This window comes from Microbacterium sp. Ru50, assembly GCF_002920555.1.
GTDB classification, from domain to species: Bacteria; Actinomycetota; Actinomycetes; order Actinomycetales; family Microbacteriaceae; genus Microbacterium; species Microbacterium arborescens.
Genome location: NZ_PQSV01000002.1, coordinates 333,684 through 353,304, shown reverse-complemented (window position 1 = coordinate 353,304; position 19,621 = coordinate 333,684). Strand labels below are relative to the sequence as shown.

Genomic DNA, 19,621 nt, shown 5'->3' with positions numbered 1-19,621 from the left:
TTGGACGTGGCCCCCCTCCGCCAGCGGCACACGCGCCCCGGAGAACGCCCGCTCGAACCTCGCGACGGCGCCTCGGTGCTACGGACGCACCCGAGCCCCGCGTCCGTCGAAGACGACGACGTCGTCGTGCTGCAGCTGGCGTCCACGGCGGCGGTCGACCCCGCCATTGACCGTGACGAAGCCGTCGATGATGGCTTCCTTAACGTCGCCGCCCGAGTCGAGCAGGCCCGCGAACTTCATGAACTGTCCGAGGCGGATGCCGTCGCTCCCGATCGAGACGTCGATGATGCGGGGAGTTTCAGCCATGCGGAAATGCTAGCCGAGCACTACGGGCGCAGGATCAGGATGTCGCCGGGCTGGATCTCCACCGGGGGCATGAACTTGCCGTTGTACGCCATCACGGTGATGTAGTCGATGCACAGGCGATCACCGATGCCCCACGCCGTGTCGCCGGACGCCACCGTGTACGACGAGATCTCGCCCTCATCGTTCAGCCCGACCTCGCCAGATGCGTAGGCGGTCGGACCGAGGTCGGAGATCGTGCCGCCCAGCCGGGCCGCGGGATTCCAGGCGTCGTAGGGATTGATCATGGCCCACGTCGGGCAGTCGCCCGGACCTTTGGCGCGGACGGTGACTCCGCCGTCGATGTCCTGGTATCCGGCCGTGCCGCCCTGACCGTCGAGCGGTGTGGTGATCTCCGCCACGGCGTCCGACGGTGGACTCACAGACGGCGACGCTGGCGGCCGGACGTTCGAATCAGAGTCCGTGCTCATCGAATCAGCGAGCCCCGAAACGGCCGGCATAGCCAATGCGACAAGACCGGCGACCGCGAGCCCGGCGGCGCCCAGCAGAATTCCCTCGCGTTTATTCATTGCTGAGGAGGCTATCGGACACTCCACTTTTCCGCACCGACTCGAGAACGGCCTTCCGGTCTTTCATGCCAACGCGAAGATCGTCAGCCGAGGACCTTTCCGCGCTTCAGCGCACTGACCGTCAGCACGATCCCGATGACCGCCTGCACTCCCCCGATCGCGAGCCACGAGCTGACGGCATCCACTTCCGGCATCGCCGCCACGGCGATGTAGTTGCCGACGTGGAAGCCACCGTGCACGCCGACGGCGGCCCACAGCGACCCGGTCCACAGCAGCAGTCCGACGGCGAGCAGGGAGAACCCGAGCGGAAGCGCGAGGTACAGCACGTGCTCCGAGACCGATCGCTGTCCGCCCTGCGACACCAAGTGGATGGCGGTGAAGACGAGCGTGGTCACCGTGATCGCCCAGACGGGGCGGTCGCGCAATCGCCAAAGCAGCCATCCGCGAAACAGCAGTTCCTCGGGCAGTGACTGCTGCACGAAGGCGAGCCCGAGGTAGTAGATGATCAGCAGTGCGCTGATGAGGACGGCATCCTGTTCCCCGGCGGGAAGTTCGTCGTCCCGGACGGGACCGATCGCCGGAAGCGCTGCATAGACGATGACCACGGTGAGCGCGGAGACTCCGATGCCGAGCGCAAGCCACAGGCCCGAACTGCGTCGCCAGGTCCACCCTGCGGCTCGCAGGGTTGCGCGCTCGACCGTGGTCATCCAGATGCGCAGCACGAGCAGGACGAATCCGAGCACCGACAGTTGCACGACTGCGGCCAGCGCGAACCCCCACGGGGACGAACCGCCGAAGACCTCCGCCGCCCCCGGAATCAGAACCACAACGGCGGGAATCACCCCCGCCACGAGGTTCGCCGCCATCAGAATCGCGACCGCGACGACTGCTCTCACGATGATGCCGACCGGACCAACACCGAGTCGGGGCTGGCCCGGTGAATGAACGAAGTCGCCCGAAGGTGCGGCGCTGGATGCCGGTGAGGAGGTCATGTCGCAAAGCTAAAAGCCGGCCCTGGGCTGAGCATCGTTCTCGGGTCAGTGCTGCTCATTCCGGCAGTCACTTCTCGCCGGGAAAAAGTCGTGACTCGGGTCACCGCCATGACCCGGGTCGCCTGCATACGCTGATGCCATGGCGCGCATTCCGACTCTCCGCACCGGTCTGCTCGACATCGCCGTGAGCTTGGGCTTGGCCGGTCCGGTTCTGATGGTGCTGTACTCCTACGACTCCCGTCCCCTCTGGCTCACGGTGACGGTCACGGTTCTGACGGTCGTCTCCGTTGCCCTCTGGGTCATCTGGCGCAGGTCGGGCCAGCGTTCGCGTGTTGCGGCCGCCCTATTCGCGGTCATCGCCGTCGTCGTGATGTCGTTCGGCAACGGCGCCCTCTACTACGGCATCATCTGGGCGGCTCTGCTGATGCTGGGCGTCACGTTCTCCGCGACGAGAGTGCTGTGGGGCTATGCGACCACGCTCGTACTCATCGTCCTGTCCCTGCATCTCGCCAGCGGAAGCCCGGCAGAGTTCATGCTCGCGGAGGCCATCGGCACGGCAGTACTCGCGGGGATCGCTGCGGCAGTCGCGGTCGTGCTGCGAGACAGTCTGCGTGTGAACGACGATCTGCAGGATGCCCTTGCGCGGCTCGACGCGGCGCATGCCGAGTTGCAACGACGGTACGCCGCCGATCGCGATCTGGTCCTCGCGCAGGAACGGGAGCGCACGGCCCGCGAACTGCACGACGACCTCGGCCATCGCCTCACGGCGGTCGGCCTCTCGTTGGACTACGCCAGTCGCGTCGCCGATCCGGCTGCAGCGCGCGATGAGATCGTTCACGCCCGAGCGGTCGTCGGCGAGAGCCTGGAAGCGATGCGGCGACTCGTCCGTGCGATGCATCCGATCGAACTCGGCGAGCTCGGCGACCTCGATGCGTTCCGCACGCTGGCCGAGAGCTTCCGTGGCACGGGACTGACTGTCGCGGTCGAGATCGAGGGTGAGCGCTCTCTGCCACGCGAGCACGCACTACTCCTCCTCCGCTTCGTTCAGGAAGGTCTGACGAACTTCATCCGACACGCGGATGCCGCAACCGCCAGCCTGCGCATCGAGGTCGGCGCCACGTCGATTCAGGCGACGCTCGACGACGATGGCGTCGCGTCCCAGGGTGGGACACCGCCGGCTGCGGGCTTCGGCCTGCGCTCGCTGCGTGCACGGGCCGAGGAGCTTGGTGGCTCGCTGGCGGTTGAGGGAGGGGCGTCGGGTTTCCGACTCTCGATGCTGCTGCCCGTCCGGGCGGGCGGCGAGACTGCGGGTAACCCGGAAGATGTGAGCGTGCCGGCGGGAGTCGCGTGAGCGTGATCCGGGTGCTCGTTGTCGATGATCAGGAGCTTCTTCGTCGCGGCCTGCGAATGATCCTCGAGACAGACAGCGGCGTCAAGGTGGTCGGCGAAGCGGAGGACGGTTCGCGAGCGCTCGCGCTCATCCCGACCGTCCGACCCGACATCGTGCTCGCGGATGCGCGCATGCCGGTCCTCGATGGATTGGGCCTCGTCCGAGAGTGCGCGCGGCATCATCCGGGTCTGCCGGTGCTCGCCCTTACGACGTTCGACGACGCGGAACTCGTTCGATCGCTGCTCGAAGCGGGCGCCGCGGGGTTCCTCCTGAAGGATGTCTCAGCCGACCGCCTGCTCGACTCGATCAGGCAGGTCGTGAATAGCGGCTTGGTCATCGACCCGCGCGTCGCGCGCGTCGCTCTCAGCCGCGACGGCAATGCCGCGCCCCCTCTCTCCCCCGAGCTGACGCAGACCGAGCAGGCCGTCGCGGGCCTGCTCGCGCTCGGGCTACCGAACGCGGAGATCGCGGCGCGCCTGCACCTGGCTCACGGCACCGTGAAGAACGCGGTCTCGGCGCTGCTGAGGAAGTTGGGACACAGTGACAGGACGTCGCTGGCGTTGGAGTTGGCGCGCGGGCGGTGAGCGGCTCGGACGCATAAAGGCGAGGTGAACCACCCTTGGCTTCCGCGGGGACCGTCTGCGTGCACATACACCCCGTCCAGACGCGGCTCCCTTTCCGACCGACATCGAAATAGACCGGGCGCACTACCGGAGAATGCATCCTCAGCGACCAACGGGTTAGTCCGGTGCACTGATCATGCGGAAAAGCAATCTGAGGCGCCACTGGCGCAGGATCCGATCATCACCGGGGCGGAAATCATGCCTCTGCCGTCGATTGACGGCCCGACGCCAACACGATGACGTGGCCCATCCTTTCACAAGCGGCCACCGGTTCCGGCTCCGGGCGCCAGATGCCGCTTTCTGGGTCGGAAGCTCGCTCCGTCGTTCACTGTGAAATCATCCGACGCGTTGTCGTTAAGTGCACGGGTCACCGGTCGCGCTCGAACGATGACTCCTTCCGGCGCACTCCGCGGGAACCGCCTCGGGACACTCGAAGGACTCGAACGGCATACTCGGGCTTCTCTGGCGCTAACACCAGGCGGCCTATTCAGTTATTGCTATGTGATCGACATCCGAGCTCTTGTCCCAGAGACCGACCTTGCGCGAAGTGAATGCCTCGACACCGCTCTCGTTGGCGTAGCGGAGGCTGGCGTTCTCAAACTGGCGAAACTGCCAGATGGCGGCGTCCATGTAGTTCGGGTTGAAGACGCCGATCTTCGCGAGCATCTCGAAGTCCGCGATGGTCAGGCCCGTGACGCGCTCAAAAAGCGCGGGGTCGAGCGAGCGGATGACGTGCGTCAGAGCCTCTTCGCGAAAGTCAGTGAGGTACATGAAGACGGGCACGCGGGCGACGAACTTCTGCAGCTTCTTGCGGAGCTCTGTCCGCAGCTTGGCCGTCTCCTTCTTCTCCTTCTTCTCACCCTCGTCGAGCCCCTCAGGCTTCGCGCGCTTGGCCGCCTTCAGCTTCTGGGTGGAGGTGATGACTTTCTGGACATCCGTGGAGAGGTTCCGGAAGTCCTCAATCTTCTCGAGCGACGCGAGCAGGTCAGCGTTGTCGAGGAGGCGCGTGAGTGTGGACTCGTTGATGTCGACCAGCAGGGGCGAGTTCCACCGGCTTGCTAGCGCCGAGGCCCCGATGCCGGCGGTGGCCCAGTTGAGCACGTCGGTCGCATCGAGCTCGTGCATGCGCCCGCCATCGAAGGCGAAGATGGGCAGGTAGTTGATGAGCTCGCCCAACGCCTCCGCCGTGGTCTGCTTCTCCCCTGTCGCGAGCCGCGTGCCGTACTCGGCCAGCAGCGACAACGCCCTGTTCGGATCGAACTCGAACACATAGCAAGTGTCTTTATGCACGACGCGCGGCTGGTCGACGGGCTTGTCCGACCACGGCGACTGGACGCGGAAGGCTGCCTGGAAGTAGGACTCCGGAGACTTTAGCGAGCGAAGCATGAAGATGCTCGCCCACTGCTTGATGGTCACGCCGGTCATGAGCTTGCCGCACGAGAGTGTGATGGAGCCGGACTTGCCTTCGCTCTCGGCCTGGTGGATGACCTCATCCACCGGCGGCTTGGCTGCGGCACCCTGTCCGGCGCGTCCGCCGGCGGCGACGTGGATGACGAAGCCTGAGTAGAACGGATGCGCCTCGAGCATGGCCTTCATCGCAAAGCACGAGGCGACGTCGTTCATGTACCAGACACTGTGCCCTACCGCGCCGCTGAACCGCTGGTCCTCGTACGGGAACGGGGGCTTCGCACCCAGCAGCTCGGCCTTCATCTGGGAGGCGAGCTTGCCTCGGAGCATGTCTAGGAACTGCGCCACCTGCGTGGGCTCAGCGAACTCGTAGTCGTTCCGGCCACCGCCTTCGACCCTGCGGGCGCGGAAGTACTCGTTCAGCGAGAAGCTGTTGTACTCGCCGTCGTCGGCGAACTCTTCAGCCGTCTGCGACATCCGGTAGGTGTACATCTCCATCCGAGGCAGGTCAATGTACGGATTCTCGCCACGGTCGACGGGCCACTGCTCCTTGTTGCGCTGCTCGTCGATGTAGGTCCAGTTGTAGACCTGGGTCTCGCTGAACTCGCCGTTCGTGATGGCCCGGAACGGCGTGCCGGACAGGTAGAGGTAGTGACACGAGTTCAGCCCGAGGTCGGCCTCGGTGACCTGCTCCTCGGGCTCCTCCGCCTCAGCCAGCTTCCTGTCGGCCGGGTCGTAGAGCTCGCGTGCACTCTCGCGCCACGCACCGAAGTGGTACTCGTCGATGACGATGACGTCCCAGTCCAGAACGTGGATGGGCTCGTTGCGTTCCTTCACGGCGCCCTCGACGCGGCCGTTGAGGTCTTGGAAAGATGCGAACCAGACGAACGGGTCCGTACCGTCGGCGATGGCGGCAGCCTCGTGTGCGGGGACGGTCGCGTCGACGAACTTCCAGCCCTCGAAGTCCACGTGTCCGAGCAGGTCGTCCTTCCAGGCGCTGTGAACCGCGGGCTTGTACGTGAGGACAAGGACCTTTGACCACTCCATCTCGCGTGCGAGCTGGTAGGTGGCGAAGGTCTTGCCGAAGCGCATCTTCGCGTTCCACAAGAAGTGCGAAGGCCGCGAATCGTCACGATGCTCGAGGAAGTACGAAGCGGTCTCGGCGACCGCTTCCTCCTGCTCTGGCCGCATGCCGAAATCGAGCGTCCGGGTCGGGTCGAAACGTCGCCCCGCGCGGACGACCCCAATGGCCGCTTTGACCTCATCAAGCGTCGCTTCAAACCACTCGCCGCCGACGCGACGGATGCCCGCTGCGGCGAGCGCGCGGTGAACATCGTAGTCACGGAAGGGCGAACCGTCTGCACGCACCGCAGAGTCGTCGAGAAGGATGTCCACGCCGGTCAAGCCGGGGTAAGCGGTGTTTAGCTGCTGGAGGATGCGCTGCCGCGCGGTCGGCTTCGTGGTCTCGCCGACCTTGATGACGCCCACCCCGTATACGACACCGACCTCAGTGTCTCGCTGCCACGCCTGGTCCTTACGTCCCGGGACGGTGTACGCGTAGACACGTCGCGCTTGGGCGCCGCTGCCGACGGTCTCCTCGACACTGGCGACGACGAGGCTCACTCAGACACCTCGGCATTGGCCGGCATCTCACGGACCTGCGACTCGATGAACGCGATCTCGTCGTCAGTTAGGCCGTATCGCGCATAGAGAGCCTCATCCGTCCACGCGCGGTCAAGCGGCAGGTCGGGAACGAAGGCATATACATCCTTCGCTGCGTCCTGCGTGCCTTTGCGAAGCGAGACCAGGAAACGAACGAATCGTGTTCGGAGGTATGCGGCGTACCACTCGGCATCGGAGCTCGCATAGAAACGGCCAGCAACAAGGTAGGTCTCGCTGCATGCGGTGCCCGGGCCGGCCACGATGGGCTTGCCGAGGAACATGGTCTCGACGGCAGCGCTGGTGCCCTGTACGCGGGTCATCAGAACCTTCCAGTCGTCGACCCATGCGTCGTTTTGCTGAATCGTGGACCGCTCAATCCAGGTGACCTTCTGCGAGCCGTAGAACTTCACGGGGTTCTGAAGCTTGTCCTTCTTGGCGACGCCGTGATGGTTGGTCGGGAACCCGAAAGGCTTACGGCTGGAGACGCGAGCGTCGAGGGTGGGTTCCTGCTGGGCGCTGACCTTCTCGAGGATGCTCACGGCCTCGTTGCGCCGGACGAGCACGTCGAACTCGTCGAGGTACCGTGCGGCCGGCTCGCCTACAGGCTTGCCGTCCCACATCGTCTGGACCGTGCACGGTCCCGAGTAGTCGCGCTGCCAAAGGAAGTACGAGACGCCGCCGCGAATTTTCACGCCGGGGAAGGCGTCGTAGAGCTTCGGGTAGTCAACGAGCGTCTTCATCCGACGGTCGCTGAGCATCCGAGCACGATACTTATCGAGTCCCTTGCCGCCGGCGAACCATCGCGAAGGGGTGATCATGACGACGTACCGGGGTTCCAGCTCGATGGCCTTCTCGACGAAGTGCTGGTAGATGGGTGCCGCGCTCGCGCCGTGGCCGCCGTCCTCCAGCTGGAAAGGCGGGTTGCCGACGATGACGTCGAACTTCATGTCCTGATGCTCCTCAGTGGGGTAGGCGCCGTGGATGAACGCGTAGGCGTGATTCTCCAGAGCGCTTCCGCGCTCGATGTCGTCGGGCGAACCGCACTGCGTGCAACGTCCCCGGCGATCGAAAGTGTGCTCGGCGTAGACGAAGGGGATGTTTCCCGCAGCCTCGTTGAACGAGACAACCGAGTTCTCGCTCGAGGCGTCGCGCGAGTAGTACAGGCTGCGGCGTCCGATGGCGCCGGTGAGTTCGGTAATGGCAGAGCCGAACAGCATGTTTCTGAAGATGTGATCACGGCGGCGTTCGAAGTCAGGTTCCCACTCCGCGAGACCATTCAGCAGGCGCCGGGCAGCTTCCCGCAGAAAGATGCCGGACTTCACTCCGGGGTCGAGCCAGCGGTAGTTCGGGCTGGACCACACCGTGGTGGGGAGCAAGTCGAGCATCGCGTTGGCCAGCTTCGGTGGAGTCGGTACTTCGTCGTTCGACAGTTGGGCGAGCGAGTCCAGGATGTCGGGGACGTGCCGCCTCGCACCTTGAAGGGTCATGCTCATCGGTTTCCTCCGACCGTCGGCGTGGGATGGAGCGGTAGTCGCGAGTAGTGAACGGGAACGGCGTCCTGCTCAATGTCGAAGACTCCGAGCATTCCGGGTTGTTCCACCATCGGTGACCAATGTCGGACGAATGTGTGTCCGCGTGAGGGCTGATAGTCGACGAACCTGATGGAATGGGCGTCAGCGAGGCTGTCGGCGCGGATGATGTTGGTCTCGAGGATTGCCTCGACCGCGTCGGCGAAGCCCGCGGTTGCGGCCTTCGTGTTGAGCTCCATGTCAAGGTGCGAGTTGATGACGGCGCGGAGGCGGTCCTTCGACTCGTCGACGTTCTGCGGGTCGATGTCGATGGCGTAGATGGAAGCGAGCGCGCGAAGCGTGCGGTGTTCGAAGCGCGCGCCGGCCCCGTACCGAGCGACAGTGACGTGCCTCAGCTTGCGGACGAGAATCTCCTCGAGGAAGTTGCCCGAGCCGCAGGCCGGCTCGAGGAACTTTCGGTCGGTGTTCTCGGGGTACGCGTCGCTGGGAAACATGTCATCGACCAGCCCGAGCATCGCGTCCACCTCGCGCTTGTGCGTGTAGACCTCAGCCAGCTCGCGTACGCGCTGACGGGACTTGAAATGCACGTGCTGGAGAGGTTGATTATCCGGTATGGGCGTCGCCATCGAGGCTCCTCACTGGTGGATCATGAAGCGCCGAGTTCGCACCTCACCGCCACTTACTCACCTTATGGCGCGCCGGGGACATACGTAGGATGCCCTGCGGTTGAGGAGGATCTTGCCGCCGCAAGCACCCGCCCGCGCGAGCGCTCTCCAGTTCCATCCTGCGACTGGTCAGCTGAGGAGGGCATAAGCACGCTGCGCGCATCCCTCCTCGCGCATCGGCCTCTGTGCGAAGCTCCGCGTCGACAGCCCAACCGTCCGTAGAGCACTCTGTCTCTCATGCATCACGAGACCCGCCTCGACAGTCGGGAGCGGACCGGTGAACGAGGGCTTATGCTCACCGTGGCTGAGTCATCGAGACGGCGTGGCGCAAAGCCAGCACGCCGCGAAAGACGGCCGAGGCTTGGCAGGGGCGTGGACGTCTGCAGGTAGCTGCACTAGGGAGTGCGCGAGCCAGGACGGGGCCGGGGCGGACGTTTCATTGCCTCCTTGAGCTATGCGCGTGGGTGCTCCGAGCCAAGGACACGAGCGGGGGATCATCCGTATGCAACAGGCGCCACGTCAACGCGTACCTCAACGTCGCAGGCGGGCTTCTGTCGGCTCCGAAGGGAGCGCCGGAACGCGAAGTCCGATCTCCTTGATCGTTAGGATCAGCAACAGCCGAGCCATCCAGCCGCTTCTAGCTCGCAACGGATCGCCGATCTCTGTCCCGGCTTTCGCGGAGCGGCATGAGTTTACGCTTGGGGCGGCCCCGAGTCACCGCTGCCGACGCCGCGGGTGGCACCCCGTCCTGTAATGAGTGACACGGCACTTGAGCTCGGTCTCAGCTGACGTCGGCCTCCCAGTTCGGGGAAGCCGTCGCACTCACGGTGGAGCAGTGAAGCCGACGCGGACGCCGTCACGACCTCGACAAACGTGCCCCTGGAGGGATTCGAACCCCCGACCCGCTCCTTAGGACGGAGTGGCTCTTCCACTGAGCTACAGAGGCTAGGCACCCCAAGTCTAGACGGCCGCGGGCCGCGGCATCCCGCCTCTCCTCAACCCCAGCGCGCCCCCGCCCTAAGCTGACCAACGTGACCCGAGATGCCCCAGCCGCCGCGCCAGCGCGCAGGCCGCTGCGGACGGCACTCGGGATCATCGCCGCGTTCGTCCTTTTCTTCACCGCGATGGCCACGTGGATCGGCGGACTCGTCGCGTTCGACGCCCTCGGCATCCCGATGCAAGGCGACGAGTGGCTCGGCTGGGTGCTCGCGGGGCTCATCGCCGTCGCGGTGTGGCCGCTCGCAGGACGGCGAGCGCACCGCGAGTTCTGGGCTCATCAACACCACGGCGCCACGCCACCGAAAGCCTCCGTGACGACACCGGACCGCGTTCTCCGCATCCTCGTCATGGTCGTCGGCGCCGCGGGTCTCGTCGCGCTGTGCGGGCCGCGAAACATCACCCTTGCGCTGGCCGAGGCGTGGCAGATCATCGCACCCGGCGGTCGCTCATCGGGCGCGCTCCTGCAGTTGATCGGTCTGCTGCTGTGCTTCGCACTGATGGTTCCGCCGATGCTGATCACGCAGCGGAGCCTGCGCCGCACCCCGCGCGATCACCCGGATCGCCTGGGCCTCGAGCTCCGCCAGAACTGGTACGTCTCGGCGGCGACCGCGTGGGTCTGCTGCCTGCTGCTCGGGCTGATCGTGAGCTTCGTTCTCGCCAGAACCCTCTGACGCGGTAGCCGTCCGCCGACCTTCAGAATCCCCTGGGAGTCGGCGCTCACGTTTGCGTTCGGCTCGGATTCTCGGAATCGTGGCGGGCTCCGCAGCAATCCACGGAAGGAGAGCTTCATGCTCACGCTCACCGAGAACGCCGCCACCGCGGTGAAGAACCTCACCGCCCAGATCCCCGCCGAGACCGGCGGTATCCGTATCAGCGACTCCGGCTCTCCCGAGACGGGCTTCGCCCTCTCCCTCGCCGAGGCCCCGCATAGCGAGGATGCCGTCGTCGAAGCCGACGGTGCTCGCATCTTCGTCGACCCGGCGGCAGCCCTCGCGCTGGATGACCGCGTGCTCGACGCGCAGGTCGACGGTGAGGGCGCGATCAGTTTCGCGCTCGGCGTCCGGGGCTGATACCCCGACAGACTTCGAGAGCCCCGGCATCCGCATCCTCAGCGCGGAGGTCGGGGCTCTCGTCTGTTCGGGCCCCGCACGCTGAAAGGCCCCTCGATAGGGTCGAAGGGATGGAAGCTGAGATCATCCCCCGCATCGTCCTTTTCGTCACGATGGCCGGCTCGGGTGCTCTGCTGATCTGGATGGCGCGGGCTGCGGCATCCGGAAAGCTGAAGCGGAACTCGCTCGCCGGCATCCGCACACCCAGCACCATGGCCAGCGACGAAGCCTGGCTCGCCGCGCACGAGCGTTCGAAAGGTGCGACTCTGCTCACCGGCTACCTGGCGGTCGCGATCGGCGTGGTATCTCTCATACCGATGCCGCCGGCAGCGCTCGGGATCATGGTGCTCGTGGGCGCCGCGCTCATGGTCATCGTGATGATGTGGGGAACCCGAGTCGGCACCAAAGCGGCGCTGGCGGCAACCGAGGCAGCACGATGACAACATCCCCCGTCGAGATCGACCTGTACGACGATGTCGTCTTGCGGTCGCTCCGCACGGAGGATGCCGCGGCACTCGCCGAGGCCTACCGCGTGAACTCCGAGCACCTCGCGCCTTTCGAGCCCCTCCGCCCGGCGGATTTCACCACCGAGGCAGGTCAGCGCACCGAGATCGCCGCCCTCATCGCGAGCCGCGAGGCCGGTGCGGCGCTCCCCCTCGTGCTTGCCCACGGCTCGCGAATCGTCGGACGAGTGACGCTCTCGGGCATCACCCGCGGAGCCTTCCAGAGCGGCACCCTCGGCTACTGGATCGACCAGCGCTACGCGGGCCGCGGCCTCATGACCGCTGCGGTCAACGAGATCTCACGTCTCGCGACGAATGAACTCCAGCTGCACCGCATCCAGGCCGGCACGCTCGTCGACAACGTCGCCTCGCAGACCGTCTTGAAAAAGTGCGGCTTCGTCGAGTTCGGACTCGCGCCCGAATACCTGCTCATCGCCGGCCGCTGGCAGGACCACCGGCTGTTCCAGAAGATCCTCGCGGACTGAGTCTTCGCCTCAGCCTGCGGAGCTGCTCACCTGGCACCTCGCGCCCACTCCCGGTGTCGTTAGGGGCAACAGGTGACAGGTGAATCGCGCCGACACCCGCCGTCACTCGCCGCGATCGGCGAGCCAGTACAGCGCACCGTCGGCCGTGCGCTCGAGCACCCCGGAGTCGACGGCGTGGCGGCGGAAGAACGCAACGTCCGTCACGAACATGCTCAGCCGCTCGTTGAGCGCAGGCTCGCTCACCCGTTCGCCCGCGCTGACGACCCGGCGGGCCACCGCCGCCACGGCGGGGTCGAGCTCATCCAGCGCGAGGTCGCCAGCTGAGATCCGCAACCCCTGCAGAACGGCGAGCGCGCCGAGCTGAGCGTCGAGCGCGGCGAGTGCGTCATCCAGGAAGCTATCGCTCAGGCGCGCGCCGTCATCCGTCCGTTCGGCGATGCCGCTCCGGACGAACGCCTCCGACTCGCCATCGACGGATGCCGACGGCGCCGGCCCGATCAGGTCGGCGAAGGCGACCCGCAGCCGCGGGCTCCGGAGCATCATGACGAGAGAGCGGACCGGACGCAGCGACGAGTCGGACATCTCTCGATCCTCACCGAGCCACGCGCGCGCAGCAAGAAGACGGCGAACCTCGCGCCCATGTAGACCCAGGTACTGGTGCGCCGGACAAGTCCGAACCGCAGTCCGATGTGGCATTTCGTGCCCCTTCGTAGCGTCGATGGGGACGAAAGGTGACACATGATTCGCGTTGAATCGCTATCGAAACGGTACGGGCAGAAGGTCGCGGTCGACGGCCTCGACTTCGCCGTCGAGCCGGGCCGGGTGACGGGGTTCCTCGGCCCGAACGGCGCCGGCAAGTCGACCACCATGCGCATGATCGTGGGGCTCGACAAGCCGACGTCCGGCACGGCCGAGGTCAACGGTCGCGCGTACCGCGACCTGCCCGCGCCGCTGCGCGAGGTCGGGGTGCTGCTCGACGCGCGCGCCGCGCACAAGCGCCGCACCGCCTACAAGCACCTCCTCGCGATCGCGGCGACCCACCGAATTCGCGCCCCACGCGTGCGCGAGGTCATGGAGCGCACCGGCATCGACGCCGTGGCGAACAAGCGCGTCGGCGGCTTCTCGCTCGGCATGGGCCAGCGGCTGGGAATCGCCGCAGCGCTGCTCGGCGACCCGCAGACGATCATCCTCGACGAGCCCATCAACGGGCTCGACCCCGACGGCATCCTGTGGATCCGTCGCCTGCTGCGCGAGCTCGCCGCCGAGGGTCGCACGGTGCTGCTCTCCTCACACGTCATGAGCGAGATGGCGCAGACCGCCGACCACCTGATCGTCATCGGCCGCGGCGCGATCATCGCCGACGGGCCGATGCGCGACGTCATCGCGGGAGCGACGCAGCCGGTCGTCCGGGTGCGCACGCACGACACCGAGCGGCTCGTGGCGGCGGTCGCACGCCCGGGAGTGACAGTCATCACGCGCGAAGACAGCGCACTCGACATCACCGACCTGACGGCAGAAGAGGTCGCGCGCATCGCCGGAGCCGCGGGAGTCGTGCTCTACGAGGTGACGTCGGTATCGGGATCGCTCGAAGACGCCTACCTCGCGCTCACCGCGCAGGCCACCGAATACCTGTCGGCACCGAGCCAGAGCGATAAGGACAACTGATGGCCCTCACCACCAAGCCCCACCGCCTCGACGCCCGCACGCAGCGCCCGCCCTTCACCGCCATCGTGCACTCCGAGTGGATCAAGGTCCTGAGCCTGCCGTCATCCGTTCTCGCGCTCGTCAGCATCCTCGCGGTCGGAATCGGCGGCAGCCTGTTCCTGGGTCTGACCCTCGAATCATCCGGCGTGCCCTCGGTTCCATCCATCGAGCGCACGATGGCCGACGTCACGGTGCCGACGGTCGTGCTCGGGCAGATCATCGCCGGTATCTTCGGCGTCATGACGATCGGCGCCGAATACTCTTCCGGCGCCATGCAGACGACGCTCGTGGCGGTGCCCCATCGGATGCGGATGCTGGCGGCCAAGACGCTCGTCACCTTCACGACCGTCACCGCCGTGGCCCTCGCCGCGGTGTTCGGGGCATGGGCGGTCACGAACCCGATCTACGACGGCTTCGGTCTGGGGGCTCCCCTCACCGCACCGGGCGTGATGCTCGCCCTCGTGGGCTCGGCTGTGTACCTCGGCCTCTGCGCGGTGTTCGGACTCGGCGCGACGGCCCTCGTCCGCTCGACCACGGCGGGATCGATCATCGTCTTCGCAGCGACCCTGCTGCTGCCCGTGCTGAGCTCGGTGCTGCCGTTCGGACTCCTCTCGCGCGTCATCCGTCTCGGTCTGCTCGGAGGCGCCGGTGACGCCATGGGCCGGGTCGGAATCGAGGGAGGACCGTTCCTCGACCTTTGGAGCGGACACGTGAGCGTCGGAGCCGGCTGGCTGATCGCCGCGGTCTGGGCCGCGGCGGCGCTCGTGGTCGGCGCGATCGCGCTGCGGACGAGGGACGCGTGAGCCCGTCCCAGCGGCGACGCAACGTGGCGGATGCCGTCATCCTCGTCTCCTACCTGGTCGTCGCGGTGTTCCTCGGGTATCTGTCCGTCGAATCGACGATCGCCACTCCCCTGTGGCCGATGCTGCTGCTGACGCTTGCCGGGGTGGCGGATGCCGTGGCCTCACGGCGGCATCCGGCGATCGGTTTCGGAGCCGCCGTCGCCCTGATGCTCGTCTCGTTCGCGGTCGGCACGGGGGCCGAGGCCCTCCTCGTCGTGATCGCGCTCTATCGCGCCGGCCTCGACGAGGCACGCCGCGCGTGGCTCTGGTTCGGGTGGGCGACCGCGGGAGCACTCGTGGCGTCGCTCGCGCTCGCCGTGCGGGTGCGCGTCGGTCCGCCACTGCTGGGCCTGGCACCACGCGAGGATGCCGCGGCCTGGGCGACCGACTGGGCGAGCATCGCCGTCGTGGTGATCGCCGCCAGCCTCATTGCAACCCTGCTCGGCATCAACGCTGGGCACGGCCGGCGGCAGGCCGCAGCGCTCGCTGAGCGGGCGGAGCACCTGCGGCGCGAGCGCGATCAGGAGGCGAGCATCGCCGCCGCGGCCGAGCGCGAACGCATCGCCCGCGAGATGCACGACGTCATCGCGCACAGCCTCGCGGTGATGGTCGCGCTCGCCGACGGCGCGCAGGCCTCGGTCGATCAGCGTCCCGACGAGGCGCACCGCGCCATCGGTCGGGTGAGCGAGACCGGGCGGCGGACGCTCGGCGAGGTGCGACGACTGCTGACCGCGGTGCGCGACGAGCGCGATGCGCCGCTGACGACGGAGGCGCCCCGGGTGGAGCGGATCCCGGCGCTCGTCGAGGAGTTCCGAGCGGCCGGCATCCCCGTGCGCCTGGAGCAGACCGGAACCGTGACCGAAGGCGCTGCGGTGAGCCTGACGATCTACCGCATCGTGCAGGAGGCGCTGACGAACGTCCTGCGGCACGGACGTGACGTGCGCGACGTGCTCGTGCGGCTGGTGTTCGAGCGCTCCGAGGTGACGATCCTGGTGAAGGACGTGTCGGCGCCGGCAGCCACGCCCACCTCTCCGGGGCGCGGGCTCGTCGGCATCCGGGAACGGGCCGCCTTCTACGATGGCTCGGTGGAGGCTGGACCGGTCGCCGGCGGCGGCTGGCGGGTTCTCGTCCGCCTCTCGACGGAGGAACGATGACCCAGCCCGGCGCGCCCGAGGCCCGTACGGCGGTGCTGCTCGTCGACGATCAGGAGCTCATCCGGTACGGCTTGCGGCTCGTGCTCGAGGCTCAGCCCGACCTGGTCGTGGTGGGTGAGGCATCCGATGGCGCGGAAGCCGTGCAGGCCGCGCAGCGGCTGCGCCCCGACGTCGTGCTGATGGACGTGCGGATGCCGGGACTCGACGGCATCGAGGCCACCCGCCGGCTGACCGCGGCTCTGCCCGAAACGCGGATCATTGTCCTGACGACGTACGACCTCGACGAGTTCGCGTTCGGTGCGCTGCGGGCGGGCGCGGCCGGCTTCCTGCTGAAGAACACCCGCCCCGACGAGCTCGTCGCCGCGGTGCGGGCCGTGACGGCGGGTGACGCCGTGGTGTCACCTCGGATCACCGCGAAGCTCATCGATGCCGCGATGCCGCATCTCTCGGGTACCGGCCGACCGGCATCCCCGGATGCGCTCTCGGCGCTGTCGCCGCGCGAGCGCGACGTGTTCCGTCACGTCGGACAGGGCTTGACCAACGCGGAGATCGCGGCGGCGCTGCACCTGAGCGAATCGACCGTGAAGGCGCACTTCGGCCGCATCCTCGTGAAGCTCGACCTCGCGAACCGTGTACAGGCTGTGATCCTCGCCTACGAGCTCGGAGTGGTCAGCGTCGAGCGCTGAGCCTGTTTGCGGCACGGCACGGCGGTGTGGCTCGCCCGGGTCAGCGCTTCGCTTGGCACCTTGCGCCCCCTCGGGTCGGGGATGGGGGCCACAGCTGCCAGGTGAACCGCCTCGCCGAATGCGCTATCTGGGTGTGGGCGGGGGCGTCAGGAACGCGAGAACCATCCGTCGATTCTCGCCCGCGACCCCCAGCCCCGGCATACTGACCTCGTGAGGATCGCGATCGCCGGCAGCACCGGCACCGTCGGCAAGCTCGTCCACAGCGTCGCCACCGAACGCGGACATGACGTCGTCGCGCTCGCGCGCAGCAACGGTCATGACCTCGAGCATGCCTCGCTCCCACCCTCGGTGCTGGACGGTGTCGACACGATCGTCGACGTCAGCGGCATCCAGACGCTCTCGCGGCATCGCTCGCGGCGGTTCTTCGAGAGCGTGTCAGCCAACCTGCAACAGGCGGGAACGGCCGCCGGAGTCGGGCACCTCGTCGCGCTCTCGATCGTCGGCATCGACGGGGTGGATGCCGCCTACTACGGCGGGAAGCTGGCGCACGAACGGGCCGTGCAGCGCGGGGCGCTCCCCCACACGCTGCTCCGCGCTGCGCAGTTCCACGAGTTCGCCGAGCAGACGCTCGTCCGCGGAAAGATGGGCCCGATCACCGTCGTGCCGGCCGCCCGGGTACGCCCGATCGCTGCACGCGAGGTCGCCGAGCACCTCGTCACGCTCGCGGAGGGCGAGCCGGTCGGCCGGGCGCGCGATCTGACCGGGCCGCGCGACGAGCTGCTCATCGACATGGTGCGAGCGCTGCTCAATGCCCGCGGCATCCGCCGGACCACGATCGAGATGCGCCTGCCGGGATCGTTCGGTCGCGCGATGTCGTCGGGGCGCCTGCGCGGGCACGCGAACGCCGAACGCGGCACCGTCACGTTCGCGGAGTGGCTCGCGGCGCAGAGCTGAGTTGCCGGCCGCGGCGCCGGCTCACCGCGTGGCCCCGTCACGCCGCGGAGTCAGCGTTCGCCGCGAGCGACCGCAGGTAGGCGGCGTTGCCGCGCAGCGCGGGCTTGTAGCGGTCGAGCTCATCCGAGTCGACGGCATCGGCGAGGAGGTCGAGCAGTCCAGCGAGCGCCTGATCGGCCCGGCCGGCTGCGTGAAGCGTGAGAGCCTCGAACGCGCCGAGAGACACCGACTCGGGGTACTCCCGCCGCGCCTGAGCGAACACCGCGAGCGATTCGTCGAGACGGTCGAGGTTGCGCAGCGTGCTGCCGTACTGCAGCAGGCAGCGGCGCCGGGTGTCTCCGCTGAGCCCGGCCCCGAGCGCGCGCTCGTACAGCGCGCAGGCAGCCGCCTCGTCACCGGCGGTGTCGTAGGCGCCGGCAAGCTCGTACACGACACGCGCGTCGTCGGGATGCCGCTCGTACAGCGGCAGAAGAGCGGCGATGGTCGGGGCCATGTCGTCGCGATCGCGTGCGGCGAAGATCCGATCGAGTTCGGCGTAGTGGTCGTCCACATCCGCCATCCTCGCAGGCTCGGCCCTCTACGTCGTCGCGGGCCCGGCGGCAAGCACCTGCGACCGGAAACCGGTTCGTGTTGACTGCCGGGATGAGCAATTGGGCCGAGACCGTCATGTGGTGGCACGTGTACCCGCTGGGATTCACGGGAGCACCGATCCGGCCGGACCTCTCCGACGCGCAGGCGGACGCTGCCGGCGCGGACCAGCCCGTCGAGCACCGGCTCGGCCGTATTGAGGCGTGGCTCGATCACGCCGTCGAGCTCGGGCTCAACGGGCTGCTGCTCGGGCCGGTGTTCGCCTCGAGCACGCACGGCTACGACACGACCGACTACTTCCGCATCGACGCGCGGCTCGGCGACGGGCTCGATCTCGACCGCCTCATCGCGGCCGCCCACGACCGCGGCATCCGGGTGCTGTTCGACGGTGTCTTCAACCACGTGGGACGCGAGCATCCGGCCTTCGAAGCTCTCGAGGAACGGGGCCCGGAGGCTGACACCGCCGACCTCTTCCGCGTGCGGTGGGACGGCTGGCAGCCCGGTGGGCCGGTAGACGCCGACGTCTTCGAGGGGCACGACGCCCTCGTGACACTGAACCACGACTCACCCGCCGTCGCCGACCTCGTGGTCGAGGTGATGACCCACTGGCTCGGACGGGGCATCGACGGATGGCGACTGGATGCCGCCTACGCCGTGTCTCCCGCGTTCTGGGCTCGGGTGCTGCCGCGGGTTCGCGCCGAGTATCCCGAGGCGTGGTTCCTCGGCGAGGTCATCCACGGCGACGCCGCTCGCATCGTCGAGGAGTCGACGATCGACTCGCTGACGCAGTACGAGCTGTGGCAGGGCATCTGGCACGGCATCGCCGACCGCAACCTGTTCGAGCTGAAGCACGCGATCGAGCGGAACAACGAGCTGCTGTCGGTCTTCGCTCCGCAGACCTTCGTCGGCAACCACGACGTCACGCGGATCGCCTCGGCGGTCGGCCCCGACCTGATGCCGCACGCACTGGCGGTGCTGTTCACGGTGGCAGGCGTGCCGTCGGTGTACGCCGGCGATGAGTACGGCTACGAAGCGGTGAAGGAGGAACGTCTCGGCGGCGACGACGCGGTGCGCCCCGAGTTCCCCGACGCGCCGCCCGCTCCCGAGTCGCTGCCCGAGAGCGCGCAGCACATCCTCCGCACGCATCAGCAGCTCATTGCCGTGCGCCGGCAGCATCCCTGGTTGCATCGCGCCCACACCGACGTGATCCATATCGACAACACCGCGATGGTTCTGCGGACCGCGACGGGAACGGATGCCGTCGTCACGGCGCTCAACGTCGGCGACGCACCGGTGACCGTGCCGGTCGCCGACGCGACACAGGTGCTCGCCGGATCGCTGGCCGACGACATCGACAGGCGCGCCGGCGAGGCATCCCTTTCCCCGCGCGGCTGGGCAGTGCTATCGGGTACCCCCGCCTGACCCGCGACCCGACCCAGATGGCGGTTCTCCCCCAC

General features: G+C 67.6%; 20 protein-coding genes and 1 tRNA gene. 12 read left to right on the top strand and 9 right to left on the bottom strand.

The genetic code is table 11. The features are described 5' to 3' along the window. Positions 1-78: 78 nt before the first annotated feature. The 3 genes from C3481_RS11755 to C3481_RS11745 form a co-directional block, all read right to left on the bottom strand. Complete coding sequence (locus C3481_RS11755) at positions 79-306, bottom strand: RNA-binding S4 domain-containing protein (protein ID WP_103842455.1); 228 nt, start codon at positions 304-306, stop codon at positions 79-81. Positions 307-326: 20 nt separating this feature from the next. Then, positions 327-704, bottom strand: a complete 378-nt coding sequence (locus C3481_RS11750) for a LysM peptidoglycan-binding domain-containing protein (RefSeq protein WP_103842453.1) — start codon at positions 702-704, stop codon at positions 327-329. Positions 705-955: 251 nt separating this feature from the next. Further along, positions 956-1,864 carry a CPBP family intramembrane glutamic endopeptidase gene (locus tag C3481_RS11745; RefSeq protein ID WP_103842451.1) on the bottom strand — a complete coding sequence of 303 codons (909 nt, stop codon included), beginning with the start codon at positions 1,862-1,864 and terminating at the stop codon, positions 956-958. Between the two features lie 139 nt (positions 1,865-2,003). On the opposite strand from C3481_RS11745, the gene C3481_RS11740 reads away from it, so the two are divergent. Beyond that, on the top strand, positions 2,004-3,215 hold the full coding sequence (locus C3481_RS11740) for a sensor histidine kinase (protein ID WP_103842449.1): 1,212 nt from the start codon (positions 2,004-2,006) through the stop codon (positions 3,213-3,215). Then, positions 3,212-3,838, top strand: a complete 627-nt coding sequence (locus C3481_RS11735) for a response regulator transcription factor (RefSeq protein WP_308457283.1) — start codon at positions 3,212-3,214, stop codon at positions 3,836-3,838. Before C3481_RS11740 ends, C3481_RS11735 begins: the two co-directional genes overlap by 4 nt. Before the next feature lie 522 nt (positions 3,839-4,360). Here the strand turns inward: C3481_RS11735 and C3481_RS11730 are convergent. The 4 genes from C3481_RS11730 to C3481_RS11715 all read right to left on the bottom strand — a co-directional run bounded on the left by C3481_RS11730 (position 4,361) and on the right by C3481_RS11715 (position 10,086). Next, positions 4,361-6,907 carry a DEAD/DEAH box helicase family protein gene (locus C3481_RS11730; RefSeq protein ID WP_103842445.1) on the bottom strand — a complete coding sequence of 849 codons (2,547 nt, stop codon included), beginning with the start codon at positions 6,905-6,907 and terminating at the stop codon, positions 4,361-4,363. Continuing rightward, the gene (locus C3481_RS11725) at positions 6,904-8,439 is read right to left on the bottom strand and encodes an Eco57I restriction-modification methylase domain-containing protein (protein ID WP_103842442.1); all 1,536 of its coding nucleotides are present in this window, start codon (positions 8,437-8,439) and stop codon (positions 6,904-6,906) included. Before C3481_RS11725 ends, C3481_RS11730 begins: the two co-directional genes overlap by 4 nt. Beyond that, positions 8,436-9,062 carry a hypothetical protein gene (locus C3481_RS11720; protein WP_219817666.1) on the bottom strand — a complete coding sequence of 209 codons (627 nt, stop codon included), beginning with the start codon at positions 9,060-9,062 and terminating at the stop codon, positions 8,436-8,438. The genes C3481_RS11725 and C3481_RS11720 overlap by 4 nt, the downstream gene beginning before the upstream one ends. A gap of 952 nt (positions 9,063-10,014) precedes the next feature. Continuing rightward, positions 10,015-10,086: transfer RNA gene (locus tag C3481_RS11715), tRNA-Arg, on the bottom strand. An 85-nt stretch (positions 10,087-10,171) separates the two neighbouring features. Between C3481_RS11715 and C3481_RS11710 the strand changes: the two genes are divergently transcribed. The 4 genes from C3481_RS11710 (at position 10,172) to C3481_RS11695 (ending at position 12,236) form a co-directional block, all read left to right on the top strand. After that, positions 10,172-10,810 carry a hypothetical protein gene (locus C3481_RS11710; protein WP_146053646.1) on the top strand — a complete coding sequence of 213 codons (639 nt, stop codon included), beginning with the start codon at positions 10,172-10,174 and terminating at the stop codon, positions 10,808-10,810. Positions 10,811-10,927: 117 nt separating this feature from the next. Beyond that, positions 10,928-11,209 carry an iron-sulfur cluster assembly accessory protein gene (locus tag C3481_RS11705; protein WP_023954731.1) on the top strand — a complete coding sequence of 94 codons (282 nt, stop codon included), beginning with the start codon at positions 10,928-10,930 and terminating at the stop codon, positions 11,207-11,209. Between the two features lie 110 nt (positions 11,210-11,319). Beyond that, positions 11,320-11,688, top strand: a complete 369-nt coding sequence (locus C3481_RS11700) for an SdpI family protein (RefSeq protein ID WP_103842436.1) — start codon at positions 11,320-11,322, stop codon at positions 11,686-11,688. Further along, positions 11,685-12,236 carry a GNAT family N-acetyltransferase gene (locus C3481_RS11695; protein WP_103842434.1) on the top strand — a complete coding sequence of 184 codons (552 nt, stop codon included), beginning with the start codon at positions 11,685-11,687 and terminating at the stop codon, positions 12,234-12,236. Before C3481_RS11700 ends, C3481_RS11695 begins: the two co-directional genes overlap by 4 nt. A gap of 102 nt (positions 12,237-12,338) precedes the next feature. Here C3481_RS11695 and C3481_RS11690 read toward each other — a convergent pair whose 3' ends face one another. After that, on the bottom strand, positions 12,339-12,818 hold the full coding sequence (locus C3481_RS11690) for a DUF2087 domain-containing protein (protein WP_103842432.1): 480 nt from the start codon (positions 12,816-12,818) through the stop codon (positions 12,339-12,341). A 156-nt stretch (positions 12,819-12,974) separates the two neighbouring features. Here C3481_RS11690 and C3481_RS11685 point away from each other — a divergent pair, with 156 nt between their 5' ends. The 5 genes from C3481_RS11685 (at position 12,975) to C3481_RS11665 (ending at position 17,576) form a co-directional block, all read left to right on the top strand. Beyond that, positions 12,975-13,901, top strand: coding sequence for an ABC transporter ATP-binding protein (locus tag C3481_RS11685; protein ID WP_103842430.1), 927 nt, complete (start codon positions 12,975-12,977; stop codon positions 13,899-13,901). After that, positions 13,901-14,743, top strand: a complete 843-nt coding sequence (locus C3481_RS11680) for an ABC transporter permease (RefSeq protein ID WP_103842428.1) — start codon at positions 13,901-13,903, stop codon at positions 14,741-14,743. The genes C3481_RS11685 and C3481_RS11680 overlap by 1 nt, the downstream gene beginning before the upstream one ends. Then, positions 14,740-15,936: a sensor histidine kinase gene (locus C3481_RS11675; RefSeq protein ID WP_146053644.1), complete on the top strand. Its 1,197-nt coding sequence runs from the start codon at positions 14,740-14,742 to the stop codon at positions 15,934-15,936. Before C3481_RS11680 ends, C3481_RS11675 begins: the two co-directional genes overlap by 4 nt. Then, a complete protein-coding gene (locus tag C3481_RS11670; protein ID WP_103842424.1) occupies positions 15,933-16,622 on the top strand; it encodes a response regulator transcription factor in 690 nt (229 codons plus the stop codon). The genes C3481_RS11675 and C3481_RS11670 overlap by 4 nt, the downstream gene beginning before the upstream one ends. Positions 16,623-16,832: 210 nt before the next feature. Continuing rightward, the gene (locus tag C3481_RS11665) at positions 16,833-17,576 is read left to right on the top strand and encodes an SDR family oxidoreductase (RefSeq protein WP_103842422.1); all 744 of its coding nucleotides are present in this window, start codon (positions 16,833-16,835) and stop codon (positions 17,574-17,576) included. Positions 17,577-17,613: 37 nt separating this feature from the next. Here the strand turns inward: C3481_RS11665 and C3481_RS11660 are convergent, their stop codons facing one another. Then, a complete protein-coding gene (locus C3481_RS11660) occupies positions 17,614-18,135 on the bottom strand; it encodes a tetratricopeptide repeat protein (RefSeq protein ID WP_103842420.1) in 522 nt (173 codons plus the stop codon). An 83-nt stretch (positions 18,136-18,218) separates the two neighbouring features. Between C3481_RS11660 and C3481_RS11655 the strand changes: the two genes are divergently transcribed. Further along, positions 18,219-19,586 carry an alpha-amylase family glycosyl hydrolase gene (locus C3481_RS11655; protein ID WP_103842418.1) on the top strand — a complete coding sequence of 456 codons (1,368 nt, stop codon included), beginning with the start codon at positions 18,219-18,221 and terminating at the stop codon, positions 19,584-19,586. Positions 19,587-19,621: the final 35 nt, after the last annotated feature.